This is a genomic window from Kitasatospora cheerisanensis KCTC 2395, assembly GCF_000696185.1.
Taxonomy (GTDB): domain Bacteria; phylum Actinomycetota; class Actinomycetes; order Streptomycetales; family Streptomycetaceae; genus Kitasatospora; species Kitasatospora cheerisanensis.
The window spans coordinates 1,777,675-1,795,342 of sequence record NZ_KK853997.1; the positions used below are offsets into that span (position 1 = coordinate 1,777,675).

A 17,668-nucleotide genomic window follows, 5' to 3' on the forward strand; every position below is an offset into this window, starting at 1 on the left:
GTGACCCGCCGGCCGGCTACGGGACCGGGCAGGCGGACGGGTCGGCGGAGCCGCCGAGCAGCAGCACCAGGGCGAAGGCGGTGAGCAGGATGCCGACCGCGACGCCCAGCAGGCGGACGACCTCGGGGTCGTCGGCGCGCTCGCGCAGCCCGGTCCAGCCGGTGGCCGAGCCGAGGAACGCGCCACCGGCCGCCACCAGGACGAACAGGAACGGGAAGAGGGCCGCCAGGGCGCCGCGCGACCCGGGTTCGAGGTGGGTGTCGCAGCCCGTCCAGTCGCGGGCCAGGACCGAGACGATGGCGTACGTGGCGAGGCCGGCCCGGCCGCACCCATGGCCGCGGTGGCCGGACGTCCGATCAGGTTCATGCTGTCGCTCCCCCCGGGGCGGCGCCGGGTGCGCCCGCCCGTCCTCCTGCTCGGACGGGCGCGGGGCCGCGGCGGTTGCGGGCGACGGCCCGTCAGAAGACGGCGGAAAAGGCCTCCATGCGGCTGTCGTCGAGGTCCGGTCGGAGCCGGCCGCCGCGGGTGAGGGTGGCCATGCCGTGCAGGGCGGACCAGGCGAGTTCGGTGTAGCCGGCCGGGTCGAGGCCCGCGGCGGCGGCGCTCGCGGTGGCCGGGTCGGCGATCGCGGCGAACGCCTCGTGCAGGGCGGCGGGGCCTCGGGCGTGCCGTAGGGCAGCGGGTTGGCCATGGTGAAGATGGCGTCGTACAGCGCGGGGTTGGCGGCGGCGAACGCCAGGTAGGCGCGGGCGACGGCGGCGAACGCGGCCCGCGGTTCGGCGGATCCGGCGGCGGCGGCGCGCAGCTGGACGGCGAGTTCGGCGCAGCCCTCGACGGCGACGGCGGCGACGATCGCGTCCTTGCCGGCGAAGTGGCTGTACAGGACGGGCTGGCTGTACTCGATGCGTTCGGCGAGCCGGCGGGTGGTGACGGCGTCCCAGCCCTCGGTCTCGGCGAGTTCGCGGGCGGCCCGGACGATCAGCTGTTCCCGTTCGGCGCGTTCGCGCGCCCTGCGCTCCTTGATAGCCATGCCCGGAATCCTAGCACCGCTAGACAACTGACGGCCCGTCGGTCTAGCGTTGTTCACATCGCTAGCGCCGCTAACCGAAAGGGCGGCGCGGCCCACGTCGCATTGGGGGAACCACCATGTCCGTCGCCGTCGAAGCACCCGCCGTCGAAGCACCCGCCGCCACCACGACCCGCCGCCTGCGGATCCACCTGGCCACCGCCGGCACCGTCCTGCTCGGCCTGTTCCCGCTCTGGTTCGGCCTGAGCTACGTCCTCGCCCCGGAGTCCACCGCCCCGAGCTTCGGCCTCCCGGCCTGGCCGCACGGCGACGCGGCGACGTTCCTCATCACCAAGGGCATCCGCGACGTGGTCTCCGGCCTCGTCCCGCTGGCCCTGCTGCTGCTCGGGCACCGCCGCGCCTCGGGCTGGGCGATGCTCGTCATCGCGGCCGTCCCGGTCGGCGACGCGACCACCATCCTGGTCCACCACGGCAGCACCGCCATGGCGTTCGGCGTCCACTACGCGACGGCCGCGGTCATGGTCCTGGTGGCCGGCCTGGTGCTCACCGAGAAGCCGGCGAGCCGGAGCTGACGCCGCCTCAGCCGTCCGACCAGTCGCCGCCCGCGAGGAACGCCTCCAGGGCGGCGCGGTGCGGCGCCGGGTCGATCCGCTGCGCGGCGAGCCACTCGGCCGAGTAGTACTTGTCGAGGTAGCGGTCGCCGGGGTCGCAGATCAGCGTGACGACGCTGCCGGTGCGGCCGGCGGCCCGCATCTCGGCGACGATCCTCAGCGCGCTGTACAGGCCGGTGCCGGTGGAGGCGCCGGCCTTCCGGCCGAGGACGCCCTCCAGCAGGTGGACGGCGGCGATGGACGCCGCGTCGGGGACGCGCATCATCCGGTCGATCGCGCCGGCCACGAAGGACGGCTCCATCCGGGGCCGGCCGATGCCCTCGATCCGGGAGCCGGTGGGACAGGTGGCGTCGGGGTCGCGGTTCACCCAGCCGTCGAAGAAGCAGGAGTTCTCCGGGTCGGCGACGCAGATCCGGGTGTCGTACTGCATGTAGTGCACGTACCGGGCGATGGTCGCGGAGGTGCCGCCGGTGCCGGCGGTGGCGACGATCCAGGCCGGCTCGGGGTGCGGCTCCAACCGCAGCTGCGCGAACACCGACTCGGCGATGTTGTTGTTGCCGCGCCAGTCGGTGGCCCGCTCGGCGTAGGTGAACTGGTCCATGTAGTGGCCGCCGGTGTCGGCCGCCAGCGCGGTGGCGGTCTCGTACACCTCGCACGGGTCGTCGACCAGGTGGCACCGGCCGCCGTGGAACTCGATCAGCTCGATCTTGGCGCGGCTGGTGGAGCGGGCCATCACCGCGACGAAGGGGACGCCGATCAGCTGCGCGAAGTACGCCTCGGAGACGGCGGTGGAGCCGCTGGACGCCTCGATGACGGGCTTGCCGGGGCGGATCCAGCCGTTGCACAGGCCGTACAGGAACAGCGAGCGCGCCAGCCGGTGCTTGAGGCTGCCGGTGGGGTGGGTGGACTCGTCCTTCAGGTACAGGTCGATGCCCCACGCGGCGGGCAGCGGGTAGCGCAGCAGGTGCGTGTCGGCGGAGCGGTTGGCGTCGGCCTGCACGCGCCGCACCGACTCCTTCAGCCAGGCCCGGTACTCGGGGTCGGAACGGTCCACGTCCAGGGTCGGAACGGTCATCGCGCACTCTCCTCGCACCCGCCGAATACCCACCCACTGTAACAGGTGATCACGATAAGTGACGGTTACGGAGACCCCAGCTTCCGCTTATGGGAAGCCGGGGCCCCGCGCGACGCAGTGCCTGACGATCCGTCAGTCCGCCGCCACCGCCCGCAGGATGTCCAGCCGCGCCGCCCGCGCCGCGGGCCGCAGACCGGCCAGCGCCCCCGCCGCCACGCCCACCAGGGCGACGACCGCCAGCCGCCCGGCGGGCAGCGCGAACGAACCCGTGCCGGCGCTGTCCGCGGCCCGGGTCAGCGCCCAGCCGAGCAGCACGCCCAGCGCCAGCCCGCCGGCCGTGCCGAAGGCGGCGACCAGCACCGACTCCCAGCGCACCATCGCCCGCAGCTGCGCCCGGGTCTGGCCGACGGCGCGCAGCAGCCCGAGCTCCCGCAGCCGCTCGTGGACGGCCAGGGTCAGCGTGTTGGCGATGCCGAGCAGCGCGATCAGCACGGCGAGCGCCAGCAGCGCGTAGACCACCGACAGCATCATGTCGACGCCGGACGCGGAGCTCTCGGCGTACTCGGCGCGGGTCTGCACCTGCGGACCGCCGAAGCCGGCGGCGGCCCTGGTGAGCGCGGCCTTGCCCGCGGCGAGGCCGACGCCGGGCTTCAGGGCGACGGCGACCAGCGTGTCGGCGTCCTGGACGCGGTGCGGCTCCCAGGCCCGGCGGCTGATCAGGTAGTCGCCGGTGACGCCGCCGCCGCGGTACAGCGCGCGGACGGTGAAGACGGCCGGGCCGTCGGTGAACCGCATCGGGACGACGCTGCCGAGCTGCCAGCCGCGGGCGGCGGCCTCGGTGCGGGAGACCGCGAGGCCGTCGGCGCCGAGGTCCGCCAGCGAGCCGTCGATCCGCCCGAGGTCGGTGACCTGGGCCAGCTGCTCCGGGTCGGCGACGTCCAACTGCTTTCCGCGGCCGTCCACCTGGGCCACGCCCCGGCCGAGGCCGGCGGCGGCGCGGACCTCCGGCAGGGCGGCCAGGGCGGGGGCGAGCCTCGGGGAGACGCCGCTGCCGCCGGCCCCGGCGGCGGGCGCGGTGACGGCGAGGTCGCCGGCGAAGGAGCGCGCGACGGTGTCGTCCAGGGTGGCCTTCACGGACGCCCCGAACACGGTGAACAGGGTGACCACGGCGACGCCGACCATCAGCGCGCTCGCGGTGGCCGCGGTCCGCTTCGGGTTGCGGGCCGCGTTGCGGCGGGCCAGCGCGCCGGTGACGCCGCGCAGCCGGACCAGCGGCGCGCCCAGCACCCGGACGGCGGTGGCGGCGGCGACCGGGCCGAGCACCACGGTGCCCAGCAGCAGCGCCAGCGCCCCGCCGACGGTCAGCGCCAGCGAGGGCCCGCGGGTCGCGCCGACCACCACGGCGGGCAGGCCGCCGGCCGTCAGCAGCGCGCCGAGGACCGTGCGCAGCACGGCGGCCCGGCCGGTGGCGGCGTCGTCCACGGCGGTGTCGCGCAGGGCCGCGAGCGGCGCGGTGCGGGCGGCGCGCAGCGCGGGGCGAGGGCGGAGCCGGCCGCGACCAGGGTGCCGACCAGCAGCGGCAGGAGGACGGTGGCGGTCTTGACCACGGTGCCGCCGGTGGGCAGCGTGAAGCCGAGGGCGGCGAACAGCGCCTTGAGTCCGGCGGCGACGCCGAAGCCGCCGAGCAGGCCGAGCGCGGAGGCCAGCAGGCCGAGCGCGAGGGCCTCGCCGAGGGTGGTGCCGAGGATCTGCCGGCGGCTCGCGCCGAGGGCGCGCAGCAGGGCGTTCTCCCGGGTGCGCTGCGCGGTGACGATGGCGAAGGTGTTGTGGATGGTGAAGGTGGCGACCAGCAGCGCGATGCCGGCGAACACCAGCAGCAGGGTGGTGAACAGGCCGAGGAAGCGCCCGGAGACGTCGGCGGTGGACTCCGCGGTGGCGTCCGCGCCGGTCAGCGCCTCCACCCCGGCGGGCAGCAGCGGCCGTACCCGGTCGACGAGTTGACGCTGGCTCAGGCTGTCGGAGCGCAGCCGGACGGTGGACAGCTGGCCGCTGCCGCGGGGGGTCAGGTGGGCCTGCGCGTCGGCGAGGGTGAGCGCGGTGAAGGTGCTGGGGCCCATGCCGTCGGCGTCGGCGCCGAAGGTGGCGATGCCGACCACGGTGATCCGCACCGGGTCGGGGGTGCGCAGCACGGTGCTGTCGCCGAGGTGCAGGTTCCCGGCCTCGGCCGCGCCGCGGTTGATCACGGCCTCGCCGGGGGCGGCGGGGGCGCGGCCCTCGGCGAGCCGGTACGGGTTGAGCTGCGGGTCGGCGATCCAGTTGCCGGCCCAGGTGGGCGGGCCCTGGCCGCCGACGGGTTCGCCGTTCCGGCCGAGGAGTTGGCCGGCGCCCTGGACGGCGCCTTCGGCGGCGCTCACCCCGGGCACGGCGCGCAGCTTCTCGGCGAGCGCGGCGTCGAGCGGGGCGCGGACGCCGCCGGGGACGGCGGGGTCGGCGAGGGCGTCGGCGCTGCGGACCACCGCGTCGGTGCCGGCGTTGGCGTCGGCGAACAGGGTGTCGAAGTTGGCGCGCAGGGTGTCGCCGAGCACCATGGTGCCGGTCAGGAAGGCGACGCCGAGGACGATCGACAGCACGGTGCCGGCCAGGCGGCGGCGGTGCGCGATCAGCGAGCGCGCCCCGAGGCGGACGCTCGCGTTCACCGGGCGCCCGCCGGGGCGCGGCGGCCGTCGAAGGCCTTCATCCGGTCCAGGACCCGTGCGGCGGTGGGCTGTTGCATGGTGTCGACGAGCCGGCCGTCGGCGAGGAACAGCACGGTGTCGGCGTACGCGGCGGCGGCCGGATCGTGGGTGACCATCACCACCGACCGGTGCATGGTGTCGACGGCGGAGCGCAGCAGTCCGAGGACCTCGCCGCCGCTGCGGGAGTCCAGGTTGCCGGTGGGCTCGTCGGCGAACACCACCTGGGGGCGGCCGGCGAGGGCCCGGGCGACGGCGACGCGCTGCTGCTGGCCGCCGGAGAGCTGGCCGGGCCGGTGGTGCAGGCGGTCGCCGAGGCCGACCACGTCGATCAGGGCGTCCAGCCAGTCGTGGTCGGGGGCGGTGCCGCCGAGGTCGAGCGGCAGGGTGATGTTCTCCCGGACCGTCAGGGTCGGCACCAGGTTGAACGCCTGGAACACGAAGCCGAGCCGTTCGCGGCGCAGCAGCGTCAGTTCGCGGTCGCCGAGTGCGGAGAGTTCGGTGTCGCCGAGCCAGGCCCGGCCGCCGCTGAGCGTGTCGAGCCCGGCGGCGCAGTGCATGAGCGTCGACTTGCCGGAGCCGGAGGGCCCCATGACGGCGGTGAACCGGGCCGCGGCGAACTCGACGCTCACGCCGTCCAGGGCCCGCACCCGGGTCTCCCCCGCGCCGTACTCCTTCACGGCGTCCTCGACCCGGGCCGCGGCGCTCATCGCTCCACCCCCGGCGCGTCCTGAGCCTCCGTCAGGACGGCGCGGCGCTCCCGGTACTCCTCGGCGTCGATCTCGCCGTGCGCGTAGCGCCGCCCGAGCACCGCCAGCGGGGCGTGCTCGGAGCCGCCGCCGCACCGGCCGCGGCGCCGCCACGCCACCCGGCGCAGCACCAGCACCGCGACCGCCGCGACCAGCAGCCAGAAGAACGGGAACACCAGCACCCAGGGGCCCGGCCAGGGCCCGTCGGCCAGCGAAGCGACCATCGGAACTCATCTCCTCGGAAGGGGGCGGGAGCTCTCTCCTGCCCGCCCCTCCACCGTCCCGCCGGCCCGGCCCCCGGCGCGTCCCCCACCGGGAGGCAGCGCGGCTGCTCCCCCGGGACTACCCGAGCCAGCCGGGGCGGACCAGGCCGGATTCGTAGGCGGCGACGACGAGTTGGGCGCGGTCGCGGACGCCGAGTTTGACCATGGTGCGGCTGACGTGGGTCTTGGCGGTGAGCGGGCTGACCACCAGGCGGCGGGCGATGTCCTCGTTGCCGAGGCCGAGGCCGACCAGGGCGAGGACTTCGCGTTCGCGGTCGGTGAGGACGTCCAGGCGGGCGGTGGACGGCTCCTTGGAGCGGGCCGCGAACTCGCCGATCAGGCGGCGGGTGACGCCCGGGGAGAGCAGCGCGTCACCGGCGGCGGCGACCCGGACGGCGCGCAGCAGGTCGCCGGGCTCGGTGTCCTTGACGAGGAAGCCGGCGGCGCCGGCCCGCAGCGCCTCGAAGACGTACTCGTCGAGTTCGAAGGTGGTCAGCACCACGACCCGGACGTCGGCGAGCGCGGGGTCGGCGCAGATCCGGCGGGTGGCGGCGAGGCCGTCCACGCGGGGCATCCGGATGTCCATCAGGACGACGTCGGGGCGCAGTTCGGCGGCGCGGGCGACGGCCTGTTCGCCGTCGTCGGCCTCGCCGACCACCTCCAGGTCGGCCTGGGCGTCCAGCAGGGCCCGGAAGCCGGCCCGGACGAGCTTCTGGTCGTCGGCCAGCAGCACCCTGATCATGCGTGGTCCTCCTCGCGGGTGAGCGGCAGCCGGGCCCGGACCTGCCAGCCGCCGGTGCCGTCGGGTCCGGCGTCCACGGTGCCGCCGAACGCGGCGGCGCGTTCGCGCATGCCGACCAGTCCGGTGCCGCTGCCGCCGGCGTCGCCGCCGCCGGGCGGGCCGGGGTCGGTGACGGTCAGCTCCAGGCGGTCGGCGTGCCAGGCGAGTTCGACGGCGGCGGCGCGGGCGGTGGAGTGCCGCAGGACGTTGGTCAGCGCCTCCTGGACGATCCGGAACGCGGCGAGTCCGAGGCCGGCGCCGAGCCGCGGGGCGCGGCCCTCGGTGCGGACGGTGACGGCCAGTCCGGCGTGGCCGGCCTGCGCGACGAGTTCGTCCAGCCGTTCCAGGCCGGGCGCGGGGGTGCGGGGTGCGGCGGCGCCGGGGGTGCGCAGCGTGCCGAGCACCTGGCGGACCTCGCCGAGCGCCTCCTTGCTGGTGGCCTTGATGGTGACCAGGGCGTCCCGGGCCTGTTCGGGCCGGGCGTCCAGCAGTTCCAGGGCGACCCCGGCCTGGAGGTGGATCAGCGAGATCGAGTGCGCCAGGATGTCGTGCAACTCCCGTGCCATCCGCAGCCGTTCCTCGTCGCTGCGGCGGGCCCGGGCCTCCTCCTCGGCGGCCCGCACGGCGGCGATCTGCTCGCGCCGGAACCGGGCCAGTTCGGCGCCGGCGACCACCAGCAGCAGCCAGGCCGTGATGCCGAGCTCCTGCCAGCCGGCCACCCGGTGGCCGGGCGAGCGCAGCCAGTCGGCCGGCACCGCGTAGTTGACCAGCAGGTGCAGCAGGTAGAAGCCGCCGGCGCTGAGCCAGGCGGCCCGCCGGTGCCCGCGCTGCACGGCCGAGAAGAACGCCACCACCAGTGCCACGAAGACCGGCCCGTACGGGTATCCGGCCCACAGGTAGGCGGCCGTCACCGCGGTCGTCGCGGCGACGGTGAACGCCGGCCACCGCACCCGCAGCACCAGCAGCGCCGGGCCGAGCACCAGCAGCAGGTACCCCCAGGCGTCCAGCGGCGCCCGCCCGGTCTGGTGCCGGGCCGCCGCGGACGTCCCGACCAGCTGGACGACCGTCACCACGACGGCCGCCGCGACCGGCCACCCGGCCTTGCCGGCCCGTACCCACACCGGCACCCACGGCCGCCGCGCATCTCCCATACCCGGAAGGCTAGCCGCGCCTCCCGCCTGCACCATCGGCCGCGCGGAGCAGACCCGCGCACTCCCCCGGAAGTAGCCGCCGCGACGCGGAGTGATCATCCGCTCACCCCTGGTACGGTCGGTGCCGACCGGCACCGCGTCCCGTCCAGGAACAGGAAGAGGCCCATGCGCGCCACCCTCCGCCGAGCCGTCATCCCCGCCGCGGGCCTGGGCTCCCGGCTGCTGCCGCTGACCAAGGCGATCCCGAAGGAGATGCTGCCGGTCGGCGACCGGCCGGTGATCGAGCACACGGTGCGGGAGCTGATCGACTCCGGCATCACCGACATCACCGTCGTGGTGTCCGGCGACAAGTCGCTGATCCAGGACCACTTCCGCCCCAACCCGGCGCTGGTCGCGCAGCTGCGCGCGGACGGCAAGGACGCGTACGCGGACGCGGTGGAGGACGTCGCCGACCTGTCCCGGCGCGGGCACCTCACCTACCTGTTCCAGCACGGCCCGTACGGCAACGGGACGCCGGTGCTGAACGCGGCCCGGGACTTCGGCGACGAGCCGTTCCTGGTGCTGTGGCCGGACGACGTGTTCGTGGCGGAGGTGCCGCGGGCCCGCCAGCTGATCACGGCGCACGAGAAGACCGGCGCCCCGGTGCTCGCGCTGATGCCGATGGACCCGGCGCAGTCGCACCGCTACGGCGTCCCGGTGGTCAAGGAGGACCTGGGGGACGGCGCGCTGCGCATCACCGGCCTGGTGGAGAAGCCCGATCCGGCGGTCGCCCCGTCGCACTACGCGGCGATCGGCGGCTACGTGCTGACGCCCGGCGTGGTGGACGAACTGCGCGAGCAGCACCGGCGGTTCCGGGCGAACCCGGTCGGCGAGCTGTACCTCACCGACGCGCTGAACGCGTACGCGGCCCGCCGCGCCGTCTACGGGCAGGTCATCGAGGGCCACTGGTACGACACCGGCAACCCGCAGGCGTACCTGGTGGCGCAGTTCGCGCACGCCCTCGCGCACCCCGAGTACGGCCCGGCGCTGCTCGACCTGGCCCGCGCCCGGCTGGACGCGGGCCGGCCGTAGCGGCGGACGGTCCGTCAGGGGATGCGCACGGCCCGGCCGGTGACCCGGACCCGGGGGTCGCCGGCGGTGAGGCCGACCGTCAGCAGGCCGGGCCGGCCGAGGTCCTCGCCCTGGTGCAGCGTCAGCCGGGCGTCGTCCAGGCCGCGCAGCTCCCGCAGGTAGGCGCCGAACGCGGCGGCGGCCGCGCCGGTGGCCGGGTCCTCCACGACGCCGCCGACCGGGAACGGGTCGCGGACGTGGAAGGTGGTGGCGTCCTGCTCCCAGACCAGTTGGAGGGTCACCAGGTCGAGGCGGCGCATCAGGGCGGCGAGCGCGTCGAAGTCGTAGTCGAGGTCGGCGAGGCGGGCCCGGGTGGCGGCGGCGATCACCAGGTGCCGGGCGCCGGCGTAGGCGATCACCGGCGGCAGCTCCGGGTCGAGTTCGGCGGCCTTCCAGCGGAGCGCGTCCAGCGCCTGCGCGAGGTCCTCGGCGGCGACGGGCTCGACGTGCGGCGGAACACTCGTCAACGTGGCCGTGAATTCTCCGGCCGCGCTGCGCTCCACGGTGACCGGCACCGGACCGGCCTTGGTCTCGAACAGCAGCTCGCCGGGGCCGATCGCCTCGCCGAGCGCGACGGCGGCGGCGATGGTGGCGTGGCCGCAGAACGGCACCTCGGCGAGCGGGCTGAAGTAGCGGACGGTGCGGGTGCGCGGCTGGCCCGGCACCGGGCCGAGGAAGGCGGTCTCGGAGTAGCCGAGCCGGGCCGCGACGGCGAGTTGCTGCTCGCCGCTCAGCGCGGTGGCGTCCAGCACCACGCCCGCCGGATTGCCCCCGGCGGGGTCGGCGGTGAAGGCGGCGTAGCGGAGCGGTTCGGCGGAGCCGGCCGGTGTGTTGTCGGTCATGCCGGGGCAACGGACGGCGGGTCGCGGCGATTCCCGCGGGCCCCGCGGGGGCCGGACCCCCGGAACGTACGTGCGGGGATCAACGCTAGACTGCCGCATCCGGCTCTCATAACCGTATCGAGGACAGAAGAAACATGGCTGAGGCCCACCCGAAGGTTGTTGTGGTTGTTCCGACGTACAACGAGCGGGAGAACCTCCCGATCCTCGTTGGCCGGCTGGGCGAGCTCGGCATGCCGAACCTGCACGTACTGGTGGTGGACGACAACTCCCCCGACGGCACGGGCGACGTCGCGGACAAGCTCGGCGCCGAGTCGGGCGGCACGCTCACGGTGCTGCACCGCACCGACAAGGACGGCCTGGGCCGGGCCTACATCGCGGGCATGACGCAGGCGCTGGAGAACGGCGCCGACATCGTGATCCAGATGGACGCCGACCTGTCGCACCCGCACACCGCGATCCCGGCGATGGTGGAGAAGCTCACCACCACCGACGCCTCGGTGGTGCTCGGCTCGCGCTACGTGCCGGGCGGCTCGACCGCGTCCGAGTGGCCGTGGCACCGCAAGGCGCTGTCGGCGTGGGCGAACTTCTACGTCAACGCGATCCTGCGGCTGAAGGTCAAGGACGCCACCGCGGGCTTCAAGGCCTGGGAGGCGCAGGCGCTGCGCAAGGTCGACCTGCAGTCGGTCCGTTCCAACGGCTACTCGTTCCAGGTCGAGATGAACTACCGCGTGGTCAAGCACGGCATGCGCATCGCCGAGGTGCCGATCCGCTTCGAGGAGCGCGTCGAGGGCATGTCGAAGATGAGCCTGGGCGTGCAGCTCGAGTCGGCCGTCGCTCCGTGGAAGCTCCGCTTCGGCAAGTGACGCACCGCCAGTAGGGCGCCGCACGGCGCGGGTCGACGGATCGTCGACCCGCGCCGTTCGCGTTCCTGGGGAGCCGTTTCCCGGGGAGCCGTTTCCCGGGGAGCCGTGTCTCAGGGGGCCATGGCAGCCTGCGGGTCGTCCAGGCAGGGCTCCCAGGCGAGTTCGGCGGCGCCGACCAGTCCGGCGTGCGCGACCTGCGCGGGGACGATCGGGACGCGTCCGCTGCGGCCCCACAGGCAGCGTTCGGCGACCACGGCGGCGAGCCGGTCGGGGGCGGCGGCCAGCAGGTCGAGGTGCAGGCCGCTGAGCACGATCCGGTCCGGGTTGAGGATGTTGACCAGCCCGGCGAGGCCCAGGCCGAGGCGGTCGACGACGTGCTCGACGGCGTCGGCGGCCGCCGGGTCGCGGGCCAGTTCGCGGGCCTGCGGGAGCAGCGGCCGTCCGGGGTCGGGGCGGTGCTTCGCGGCGGCGAACAGCGCCTCGGGGTCGGTCTCGGCGTTCAGGCAGCCGCGGTTGCCGCAGGCGCAGGGCCGGCCGAGCGGGTCGACGGTGAGGTGGCCGACCTCCAGGGCGAGGCCCGAACTGCCGGTGTGCAGGCGGCCGTCGACGACCAGGGCGCCGCCGACGCCGCGGTGGCCGGAGGTGACCAGCAGCAGGTGGCGGGCGTCCCGGCCGGCGCCGTGCCGGTGTTCGGCGAGCGCGGCCAGGTTGGCGTCGTTGGCGACGGCGGTCGGGAGCGCGCCGCGGGCGCGCGGCCCGAGGTCCGCGCGGGCCACCTGCGCGGCGAACAGTTCGGCGACGGGGGCGCCGGGCGGCCAGTCGAAGTGCAGGGCGGCGAGCGCGGTGCCGTCGGGTTCGGTGACGGGGTTGGGCAGGGCGAGCGCGAAGCCGAGGATCCGGCGGCGGCTCGCCCGGGCGAGGCCGGCGCCGGCCTCGGCGACCGCGGCGAGCAGCCGCTCGGGGGCGGTGTCGGCGGGCAGCGGCAGGTGGACGGTGTCGTGCAGCCGGCCGCCGAGTCCGGCGAGCGCGGCGGAGACGCCGTCGGCGTGCAGTTGGGCGGCGAGCACGGCGGGGCCGGGGTCGGCGAGGGTGAGGCGGTGCGAGGGGCGGCCGCGGCCGCCGCCGGCCGGGCGGGCGTCGACGCTGATCAGGCCGAGCGCCTCCAGTTCGCCGGTGACGGCGCCGGCGGTGGCGCGGGTGACGTCGAGGGCGCCGGTGAGCGCGGAGCGGGTGGGGCCCGTCCGGTGTGGATCAGGCGCAGCGCCGGTCCGAGCAGGGCGCGGCCGCGGTCGGGGCGGTGCGGCGCGGGGTGCTCACGGCGGGGCTCCGATTCGGGCTTGAAGGTGTGTGCGGCACTCCCCTATTCTGACTTTGTGCCGCTACTGAACAAAACAGAAGCCCGCCTCCCTTCCTCCACCGCCCCGTCCGGCCGCAGCTCCTCCTGGTCGGCGGCACGCCTCGCCCTCACCGCCTTCTTCGCCGTCGACGGCTTCCTGTTCGCCTCCTGGGTGGTCCGCATCCCGGACGTCCGCGCCCAGGTCGCCGCCTCGCACAGCGCGCTGGGCCTGGCCCTGCTGTGCATCTCGGCCGGCGCGGTCGCCACCATGGCGCTGGTCGGCCGGCTCTGCCTGCGCTTCGGCTCCCGCCGGGTCACCGTCGCCGCCGTCGGCGTCCTCTCGCTGGCCGTGGCGCTGCCCGCGCACACCCGCTCGGTGCTCGGCCTCGGCGCCGTGCTGCTGCTGTTCGGCGCCGGCTACGGCGCGGCCAACGTGGCGATGAACAGCGCCGCCGTCGACCTGGTCGCCGAACTCCGACGGCCCGTCATGCCGAGCTTCCACGCCGGGTACAGCCTCGGCGGCCTGCTCGGCGCGGCGGCCGGCGGCCTGCTCGCCGCCCGGATCGACGCCGCCTGGGCGCTGGCCCTCGCCGCCGCCCTCGGACTGACCGTCACCCTCACCGCCGGCGCCGCCCTGCTGCGCGCCCCCGCCGCCCGCCCGCGGACCGCCGACCCGGCCGCGGAGAAGGCCCGTTCGGGCCGCTCGGCGGGCCTCCTGGTGGTGCTGCTCGGCCTGGTCGCGCTGTGCACCGCGTACGGGGAGGGCGCGCTCGCCGACTGGGCGACCCTGCACCTGACCGACGACGTGCACGCGAGCGCCGCGGTGGCCGCCGCCGGGTACGCGGCCTTCGCCTTCGCGATGACGGCGGGCCGGCTGTCCGGCACCTGGCTCTCCGAACGCCTGGGCCAGACCCGGCTGATGCTGTTCGGCGGCCTGGCCGCCTGCGCGGGCATGACCACCGCCGCGCTCGCCCCGTCCGTCCCCGCCGCGCTGGCCGGCTTCGTGCTGGTCGGCCTCGGCCTGGCGAACGTCTTCCCGCTGGCCATCGCCCGGGCCGGCGCGGCGGGCGGCCCGCAGGGCGTGGCGACCGCCTCCACCCTCGGCTACGCGGGCATGCTGATCGGCCCGCCGGTGATCGGCTTCCTCGCCGACGCGCTCTCGCTGCCGGCCGCGCTGCTCACCGTCGCCGCGACCTCGGCCCTGGCGGGCCTGCTGGCCGTCACCGTCGGCCGCCACCGGGCCGCCTGACGGCCCGTCGCCCGGATGCGCCGAACGGCGTTCCGGTCGCCCCCACGGCGTCCGGACCGCCGTTCGGCCGGTGATGCCCCGTCAGGGCCGGTACAGCTGCGTGACGCTGAGCAACGCGCCCTTGGAGTCGAGCTTCACCGCGTACTGGCTGCCGAAGCAGCGGTACGGCGCGGCGGGCTGCTTGCCCTGCAGGCAGGCCTCCTGGGTCTTCATGAACACGAACACGTCGACCTCCTTGGCCTTCAGGTTCTCGTCCAGCAGCAGGGTCTTCGTCTCGTTGGCGACGTTGTAGACCTTCGGCTCGCCGACCGCCTCGAAGTGGCCGTCGTTCGGGACGTCCGGGCCGCAGACGAACTTGGTCGACTTGGCCTTGAACCAGATGTGCGTCTGGTAGCCGTTCTCGGTGGCCTCCACCACGGGGCCGACGCCGGCGGCGTTCGCGGTGCAGTCAGCGGCCGGCTTGGACGCCTTTGCGCCGCCCTCGCCGGGCTTTCCCGAACTCGTCCCGGGCTTCGCGCCGTTGCTCGCCGCGGGGCTGCCGGCCGCCGGGGCGGCGCCGCTCGGCGCGGCGGAGGCGGGCGCGGGCGCGGCCGAGCCGGTGGAGCCGTCCGGATCGCAGGCGGTGAGTGCGAGGGCGGAGGCGGCCACCAGGGTGGCGACGGTGATTCGGCTGAGACGCATGTTCTTCATTCCCAAGGCAGTCGGGGCAGTTGACTCGGACTTCGGTCACGGCCTGCCGGCGCCCCCGCGGCCCGACCCGGTCATTTCCAAGATCCACGAGGGAGCATCCTGCCCCGCTCGACAGCCCTCACCACGCCGATCCGGCCATCCCGGTTTCGGCTGTTGCCCAGCTGTGACACTTGTTGCACTCCGTGCCACCCCTCCGACCTGCGCAAACGCCCGCCGTCCTGGGCGGACGTCCGCCGCTCAGGCCTCCGGCGCGGGCTCGCCGGGCAGCCGGAGGTCCCAGCCGACCAGGGCGCGCAGCTGCTCCGCGGTGACGCCGTCGGGGACCGGCCGGGGCGCCTCGTGCCGGATCGGCGGCTGCCAGCCGTCCTCGGGATCCCAGCCGCGGACCTGGCGGGCGGGTGCGCCGGCCACCACCGCGAAGTCCGGAACCTCCCCGGAGACCACGGAGTTGGCGGCGACCACCACGTTGCGGCCGAGCCGGGCGCCGGGGAGGATCACCGCCCCGGTGCCGATCCACGAGCCGGCGCCGATCGAGACCGGCTCGTTGCGCGGCCACTGCTTGCCGATGGGCAGTTCGGTGTCCCGGTACTCATGGGCCTGGTCGGTGATGTAGACGTTCGGGCCGGTCCACACGTCGTCGCCGAGGACGATCTGCTGGTGCCCGACGATGTGGCTGCCGCGGCCGATCACGCAGCCGCCGCCGATCCGGACGATCGGCTCGGGGCCGAGGTCGAGGCCGGGCAGGAAGCCCGCCGAGATGGTGACGCGCTCGCCGATGATGGAGAACGGGCCGATGGTGATCCACTGCTCGTTGAACACCGTGCCGAGCGGGAACGCCAGCTTGGTGCCGTCGCCGAGCTCCCCGAACCGGTACGGCCCGGGGTTGCGGTTGCTGACGGCGCCGGCCTCCTGCACCCACCGCCAGCCGCGGTGCACCGCCCGCCCCGCGGCCCGCCGCGACCTCTCGCGGACGGATCCCAGCAGCGCACGGACGATCGACATGCGCTCACCGTATCGGCCGGTGCGCTCCCGCGGCGGGCAACGGGACCAAACTCACACCGGCCGGTAACTTCCGTTGAACGGCGAGGTCAGCGCACCCAGCGGGCGGGCCGCTTCGCCAGGAACGCGCGCATGCCCTCCTGCGCCTCCTCGGAGCCGAACAGCCGCGCGGACTGGGCGACCAGCTCCTCGGTGTGCCGGTCGAAGGACTCCCGGACGGCGGCGTTGGCGAGCTGCTTGGACTCCGCGAGGCCCTGCGGCGAGCACAGCCGCAGCGCGTCCAGGATCGTCTTCAGCGCGGCGCCGGTGTCGTCCGCGGCCTCGGTGACCAGGCCGATCCGGGCGGCCTCGGCGGAGTCGAAGGTCTCGCCGGTGAGGTAGTAGCGGGCGGCGGCGCGCGGCTCCAGCTTGGGGCGCAGCGGCAGCGAGATGACGGCGGGGGCGAGGCCGAGCCGGGCCTCGGTGAAGGCGAAGGTGCAGTCGGGTCCGGCGACGGCGAGGTCGCAGGCGCCGACCAGGCCGAGGCCGCCGGCCCGGACGTGGCCGTCGAGGCGCGCGATGACGGGCTTGGGGCAGTCGACGATGGCGCGCTGGAGGGCGACCAGGCCGCGCGGTCCGACGGTGGGGTCGTCGCCGGTGGCCTCGGACAGGTCGGCGCCGGCGCAGAACACCCGGCCGGTGTGGCCGAGGACGATCGCCCGGACGTCGGGGTCGGCGGCGGCGTCGGCCAGCGCGCGGGTGAGTTCGGCCATCAGCCGGGTGGAGAGGGCGTTGCGGTTGTGCGGGGAGTCGAGCTCCAGGGTGGTGACGGCGTCGGCGGTGCTGCGGCGCAGGAGGGGCGCTTCGCTGGTCATCTGGGGTGGCCTGCCTTCGGGCTGAGGGTGGGTCGGGCGGTCTCCGCCTGCACCCTGACACGCCACCGCCTCCACTGGCCAGACCCGACACGTCGTACACGTCCTCAATTCCCTTAAGGTCTAGACCTATTGACAGTTAACGGCCAACCTCGCTTGAGTGCATGACACACCGCTCGTTCCCCCCACAAGGAGTGGCCGATGTCCCCCAACCGCACGCTCTCCCACCGCCGTTCACCGTCCCGCCGGGGCCGGGTCGCCGCCCTGCTGGCCGGCGCGCTGGCCGCCACCGGCCTGGCCGTCATGGTGCCGTCCTCCTCGAACGCCGCCACCGCCTGCGCCACCCCGTACGCGGCCTCGCAGGTGTACACCGGCGGCATGACCGCCTCGTACAACGGCCACAACTGGAACGCCAAGTGGTGGACCCAGGGCGAGACCCCGAGCACTGGCGGCACCGGCGTCTGGGCCGACCAGGGCGCCTGCGGCACCGGCGGCGGCACCACGCCCACCCCGAGCCAGACCCCGACCGGCACGGTCTGCGCCTTCCAGATCTGGGTGGCCGGCACCCAGTACGCCACCGGCACCGTGGTCAAGTACGTGCCCAACGGCAAGTTCTACGTCGCCACCCACGACAACCCGGGCTACGACCCGACGATCTCCACCTGGTACTGGAGCCCGTCCAACTGCGCCGACGACCAGCCGTCGCCCAGCCCGAGCACCACCACCCCCAACCCGGGCGGGTTCGTGGTCTCCGAGGCGCAGTTCAACCAGATGTTCCCGAGCCGGAACCCGTTCTACACGTACAGCGGCCTGGTCGCGGCGCTGAACGCCTACCCGGCGTTCGCGGGCACCGGCTCCGACACGGTGAAGAAGCAGGAGGCCGCGGCCTTCCTCGCCAACATCAACCACGAGACCGGCGGCCTGGTCTACGTCGTCGAGCAGAACACCGCCAACTACCCGCACTACTGCGACACCACCCAGCCGTACGGCTGCCCGGCCGGCCAGTCCGCCTACTACGGGCGCGGCCCGATCCAGCTCAGCTGGAACTTCAACTACAAGGCGGCCGGCGACGCGCTCGGCATCGACCTGCTGAACAACCCGAACCTGGTGCAGACCGACGCGGCCGTGGCCTGGAAGACCGGCATCTGGTACTGGATGACGCAGAACGGCCCGGGCACCATGACCGCGCACAACGCGATGGTCAACGGCAAGGGCTTCGGCGAGACCATCCGCTCCATCAACGGCGCCCTGGAGTGCAACGGCGGCAACCCCGCCCAGGTGCAGAGCCGGATCAACGCCTACACCAGCTTCACGGCGATCCTCGGCGTCCCGACCGGCT

General features: G+C 75.0%; 15 protein-coding genes and 3 pseudogenes. 5 read left to right on the plus strand and 13 right to left on the minus strand.

Going from position 1 to position 17,668, the window contains the following annotated elements:
• Positions 1–16 precede the first annotated feature (16 nt).
• Together KCH_RS08010 and KCH_RS08015 are read right to left on the minus strand one after the other, a co-directional pair.
• The gene (locus KCH_RS08010) at positions 17–196 is read right to left on the minus strand and encodes a hypothetical protein (protein WP_035860682.1); all 180 of its coding nucleotides are present in this window, start codon (positions 194–196) and stop codon (positions 17–19) included.
• A 262-nt stretch (positions 197–458) separates the two neighbouring features.
• Positions 459–1,030 (minus strand): annotated as a pseudogene (locus KCH_RS08015) (TetR/AcrR family transcriptional regulator).
• A gap of 116 nt (positions 1,031–1,146) precedes the next feature.
• Between KCH_RS08015 and KCH_RS08020 the strand changes: the two are divergent.
• A complete protein-coding gene (locus tag KCH_RS08020) occupies positions 1,147–1,599 on the plus strand; it encodes a DUF4267 domain-containing protein (RefSeq protein WP_084223371.1) in 453 nt (150 codons plus the stop codon).
• A 7-nt stretch (positions 1,600–1,606) separates the two neighbouring features.
• On the opposite strand, the gene KCH_RS08025 is transcribed toward KCH_RS08020, so the two are convergent.
• From KCH_RS08025 to KCH_RS08050, 6 genes and pseudogenes are all read right to left on the minus strand, one after another.
• Positions 1,607–2,713: a PLP-dependent cysteine synthase family protein gene (locus KCH_RS08025; RefSeq protein WP_035860685.1), complete on the minus strand. Its 1,107-nt coding sequence runs from the start codon at positions 2,711–2,713 to the stop codon at positions 1,607–1,609.
• 132 nt (positions 2,714–2,845) lie between these two features.
• Positions 2,846–5,409 (minus strand): annotated as a pseudogene (locus KCH_RS08030) (FtsX-like permease family protein).
• Complete coding sequence (locus KCH_RS08035; RefSeq protein ID WP_035860689.1) at positions 5,406–6,155, minus strand: ABC transporter ATP-binding protein; 750 nt, start codon at positions 6,153–6,155, stop codon at positions 5,406–5,408. The pseudogene KCH_RS08030 and the gene KCH_RS08035 overlap by 4 nt, the downstream one beginning before the upstream one ends.
• Complete coding sequence (locus tag KCH_RS43265; RefSeq protein WP_035860692.1) at positions 6,152–6,418, minus strand: SHOCT domain-containing protein; 267 nt, start codon at positions 6,416–6,418, stop codon at positions 6,152–6,154. Before KCH_RS43265 ends, KCH_RS08035 begins: the two co-directional genes overlap by 4 nt.
• A 118-nt stretch (positions 6,419–6,536) precedes the next feature.
• Positions 6,537–7,199, minus strand: a complete 663-nt coding sequence (locus tag KCH_RS08045) for a response regulator (protein WP_035860695.1) — start codon at positions 7,197–7,199, stop codon at positions 6,537–6,539.
• A complete protein-coding gene (locus KCH_RS08050) occupies positions 7,196–8,389 on the minus strand; it encodes a sensor histidine kinase (RefSeq protein WP_035860698.1) in 1,194 nt (397 codons plus the stop codon). The genes KCH_RS08045 and KCH_RS08050 overlap by 4 nt, the downstream gene beginning before the upstream one ends.
• Positions 8,390–8,554: 165 nt before the next feature.
• Here KCH_RS08050 and KCH_RS08055 point away from each other — a divergent pair, with 165 nt between their 5' ends.
• A complete protein-coding gene (locus KCH_RS08055) occupies positions 8,555–9,460 on the plus strand; it encodes a UTP--glucose-1-phosphate uridylyltransferase (RefSeq protein WP_035860701.1) in 906 nt (301 codons plus the stop codon).
• 14 nt (positions 9,461–9,474) lie between these two features.
• Here the strand turns inward: KCH_RS08055 and KCH_RS08060 are convergent, their stop codons facing one another.
• On the minus strand, positions 9,475–10,341 hold the full coding sequence (locus KCH_RS08060) for a PhzF family phenazine biosynthesis protein (RefSeq protein ID WP_035860704.1): 867 nt from the start codon (positions 10,339–10,341) through the stop codon (positions 9,475–9,477).
• 134 nt (positions 10,342–10,475) lie between these two features.
• Here KCH_RS08060 and KCH_RS08065 point away from each other — a divergent pair, with 134 nt between their 5' ends.
• Entirely contained in the window at positions 10,476–11,204 is a 729-nt protein-coding gene (locus KCH_RS08065) for a polyprenol monophosphomannose synthase (RefSeq protein ID WP_035860707.1), read from the plus strand.
• Between the two features lie 110 nt (positions 11,205–11,314).
• Here KCH_RS08065 and KCH_RS08070 read toward each other — a convergent pair.
• Positions 11,315–12,480 (minus strand): annotated as a pseudogene (locus KCH_RS08070) (ROK family protein).
• Between the two features lie 97 nt (positions 12,481–12,577).
• Here KCH_RS08070 and KCH_RS08075 point away from each other — a divergent pair.
• Entirely contained in the window at positions 12,578–13,789 is a 1,212-nt protein-coding gene (locus KCH_RS08075) for an MFS transporter (RefSeq protein ID WP_035860710.1), read from the plus strand.
• Positions 13,790–13,870: 81 nt separating this feature from the next.
• On the opposite strand, the gene KCH_RS08080 is transcribed toward KCH_RS08075, so the two are convergent.
• From KCH_RS08080 to KCH_RS08090, 3 genes are all read right to left on the minus strand, one after another.
• Positions 13,871–14,470, minus strand: a complete 600-nt coding sequence (locus tag KCH_RS08080) for a hypothetical protein (protein ID WP_157031947.1) — start codon at positions 14,468–14,470, stop codon at positions 13,871–13,873.
• A 246-nt stretch (positions 14,471–14,716) separates the two neighbouring features.
• Positions 14,717–15,481, minus strand: a complete 765-nt coding sequence (locus KCH_RS08085) for an acyltransferase (protein WP_035860729.1) — start codon at positions 15,479–15,481, stop codon at positions 14,717–14,719.
• 86 nt (positions 15,482–15,567) lie between these two features.
• Positions 15,568–16,332 (minus strand): enoyl-CoA hydratase family protein, encoded by a 765-nt coding sequence (locus KCH_RS08090; RefSeq protein WP_035860732.1) that lies wholly within the window; start codon positions 16,330–16,332, stop codon positions 15,568–15,570.
• 198 nt (positions 16,333–16,530) lie between these two features.
• Here KCH_RS08090 and KCH_RS08095 point away from each other — a divergent pair.
• Positions 16,531–17,668, plus strand: a 1,138-nt coding sequence (locus KCH_RS08095; protein ID WP_051652872.1) for a glycoside hydrolase family 19 protein, incomplete at its 3' end; no start/stop codon positions are given.

Excerpts from the sequence above, each read along its gene's own strand:
- KCH_RS08045 (WP_035860695.1), bottom strand. The coding sequence starts at position 7,199 with ATGATCAGGGTGCTGCTGGCCGACGACCAGAAGCTCGTCCGGGCCGGC.
- KCH_RS08020 (WP_084223371.1), top strand. The coding sequence starts at position 1,147 with ATGTCCGTCGCCGTCGAAGCACCCGCCGTCGAAGCACCCGCCGCCACC.
- KCH_RS08035 (WP_035860689.1), bottom strand. The coding sequence starts at position 6,155 with ATGAGCGCCGCGGCCCGGGTCGAGGACGCCGTGAAGGAGTACGGCGCG.
- KCH_RS08065 (WP_035860707.1), top strand. The coding sequence starts at position 10,476 with ATGGCTGAGGCCCACCCGAAGGTTGTTGTGGTTGTTCCGACGTACAAC.
- KCH_RS08090 (WP_035860732.1), bottom strand. The coding sequence starts at position 16,332 with ATGACCAGCGAAGCGCCCCTCCTGCGCCGCAGCACCGCCGACGCCGTC.
- KCH_RS43265 (WP_035860692.1), bottom strand. The coding sequence starts at position 6,418 with ATGGTCGCTTCGCTGGCCGACGGGCCCTGGCCGGGCCCCTGGGTGCTG.
- KCH_RS08055 (WP_035860701.1), top strand. The coding sequence starts at position 8,555 with ATGCGCGCCACCCTCCGCCGAGCCGTCATCCCCGCCGCGGGCCTGGGC.
- KCH_RS08080 (WP_157031947.1), bottom strand. The coding sequence starts at position 14,470 with ATGCGTCTCAGCCGAATCACCGTCGCCACCCTGGTGGCCGCCTCCGCC.
- KCH_RS08085 (WP_035860729.1), bottom strand. The coding sequence starts at position 15,481 with ATGTCGATCGTCCGTGCGCTGCTGGGATCCGTCCGCGAGAGGTCGCGG.
- KCH_RS08025 (WP_035860685.1), bottom strand. The coding sequence starts at position 2,713 with ATGACCGTTCCGACCCTGGACGTGGACCGTTCCGACCCCGAGTACCGG.
- KCH_RS08050 (WP_035860698.1), bottom strand. The coding sequence starts at position 8,389 with ATGGGAGATGCGCGGCGGCCGTGGGTGCCGGTGTGGGTACGGGCCGGC.
- KCH_RS08060 (WP_035860704.1), bottom strand. The coding sequence starts at position 10,341 with ATGACCGACAACACACCGGCCGGCTCCGCCGAACCGCTCCGCTACGCC.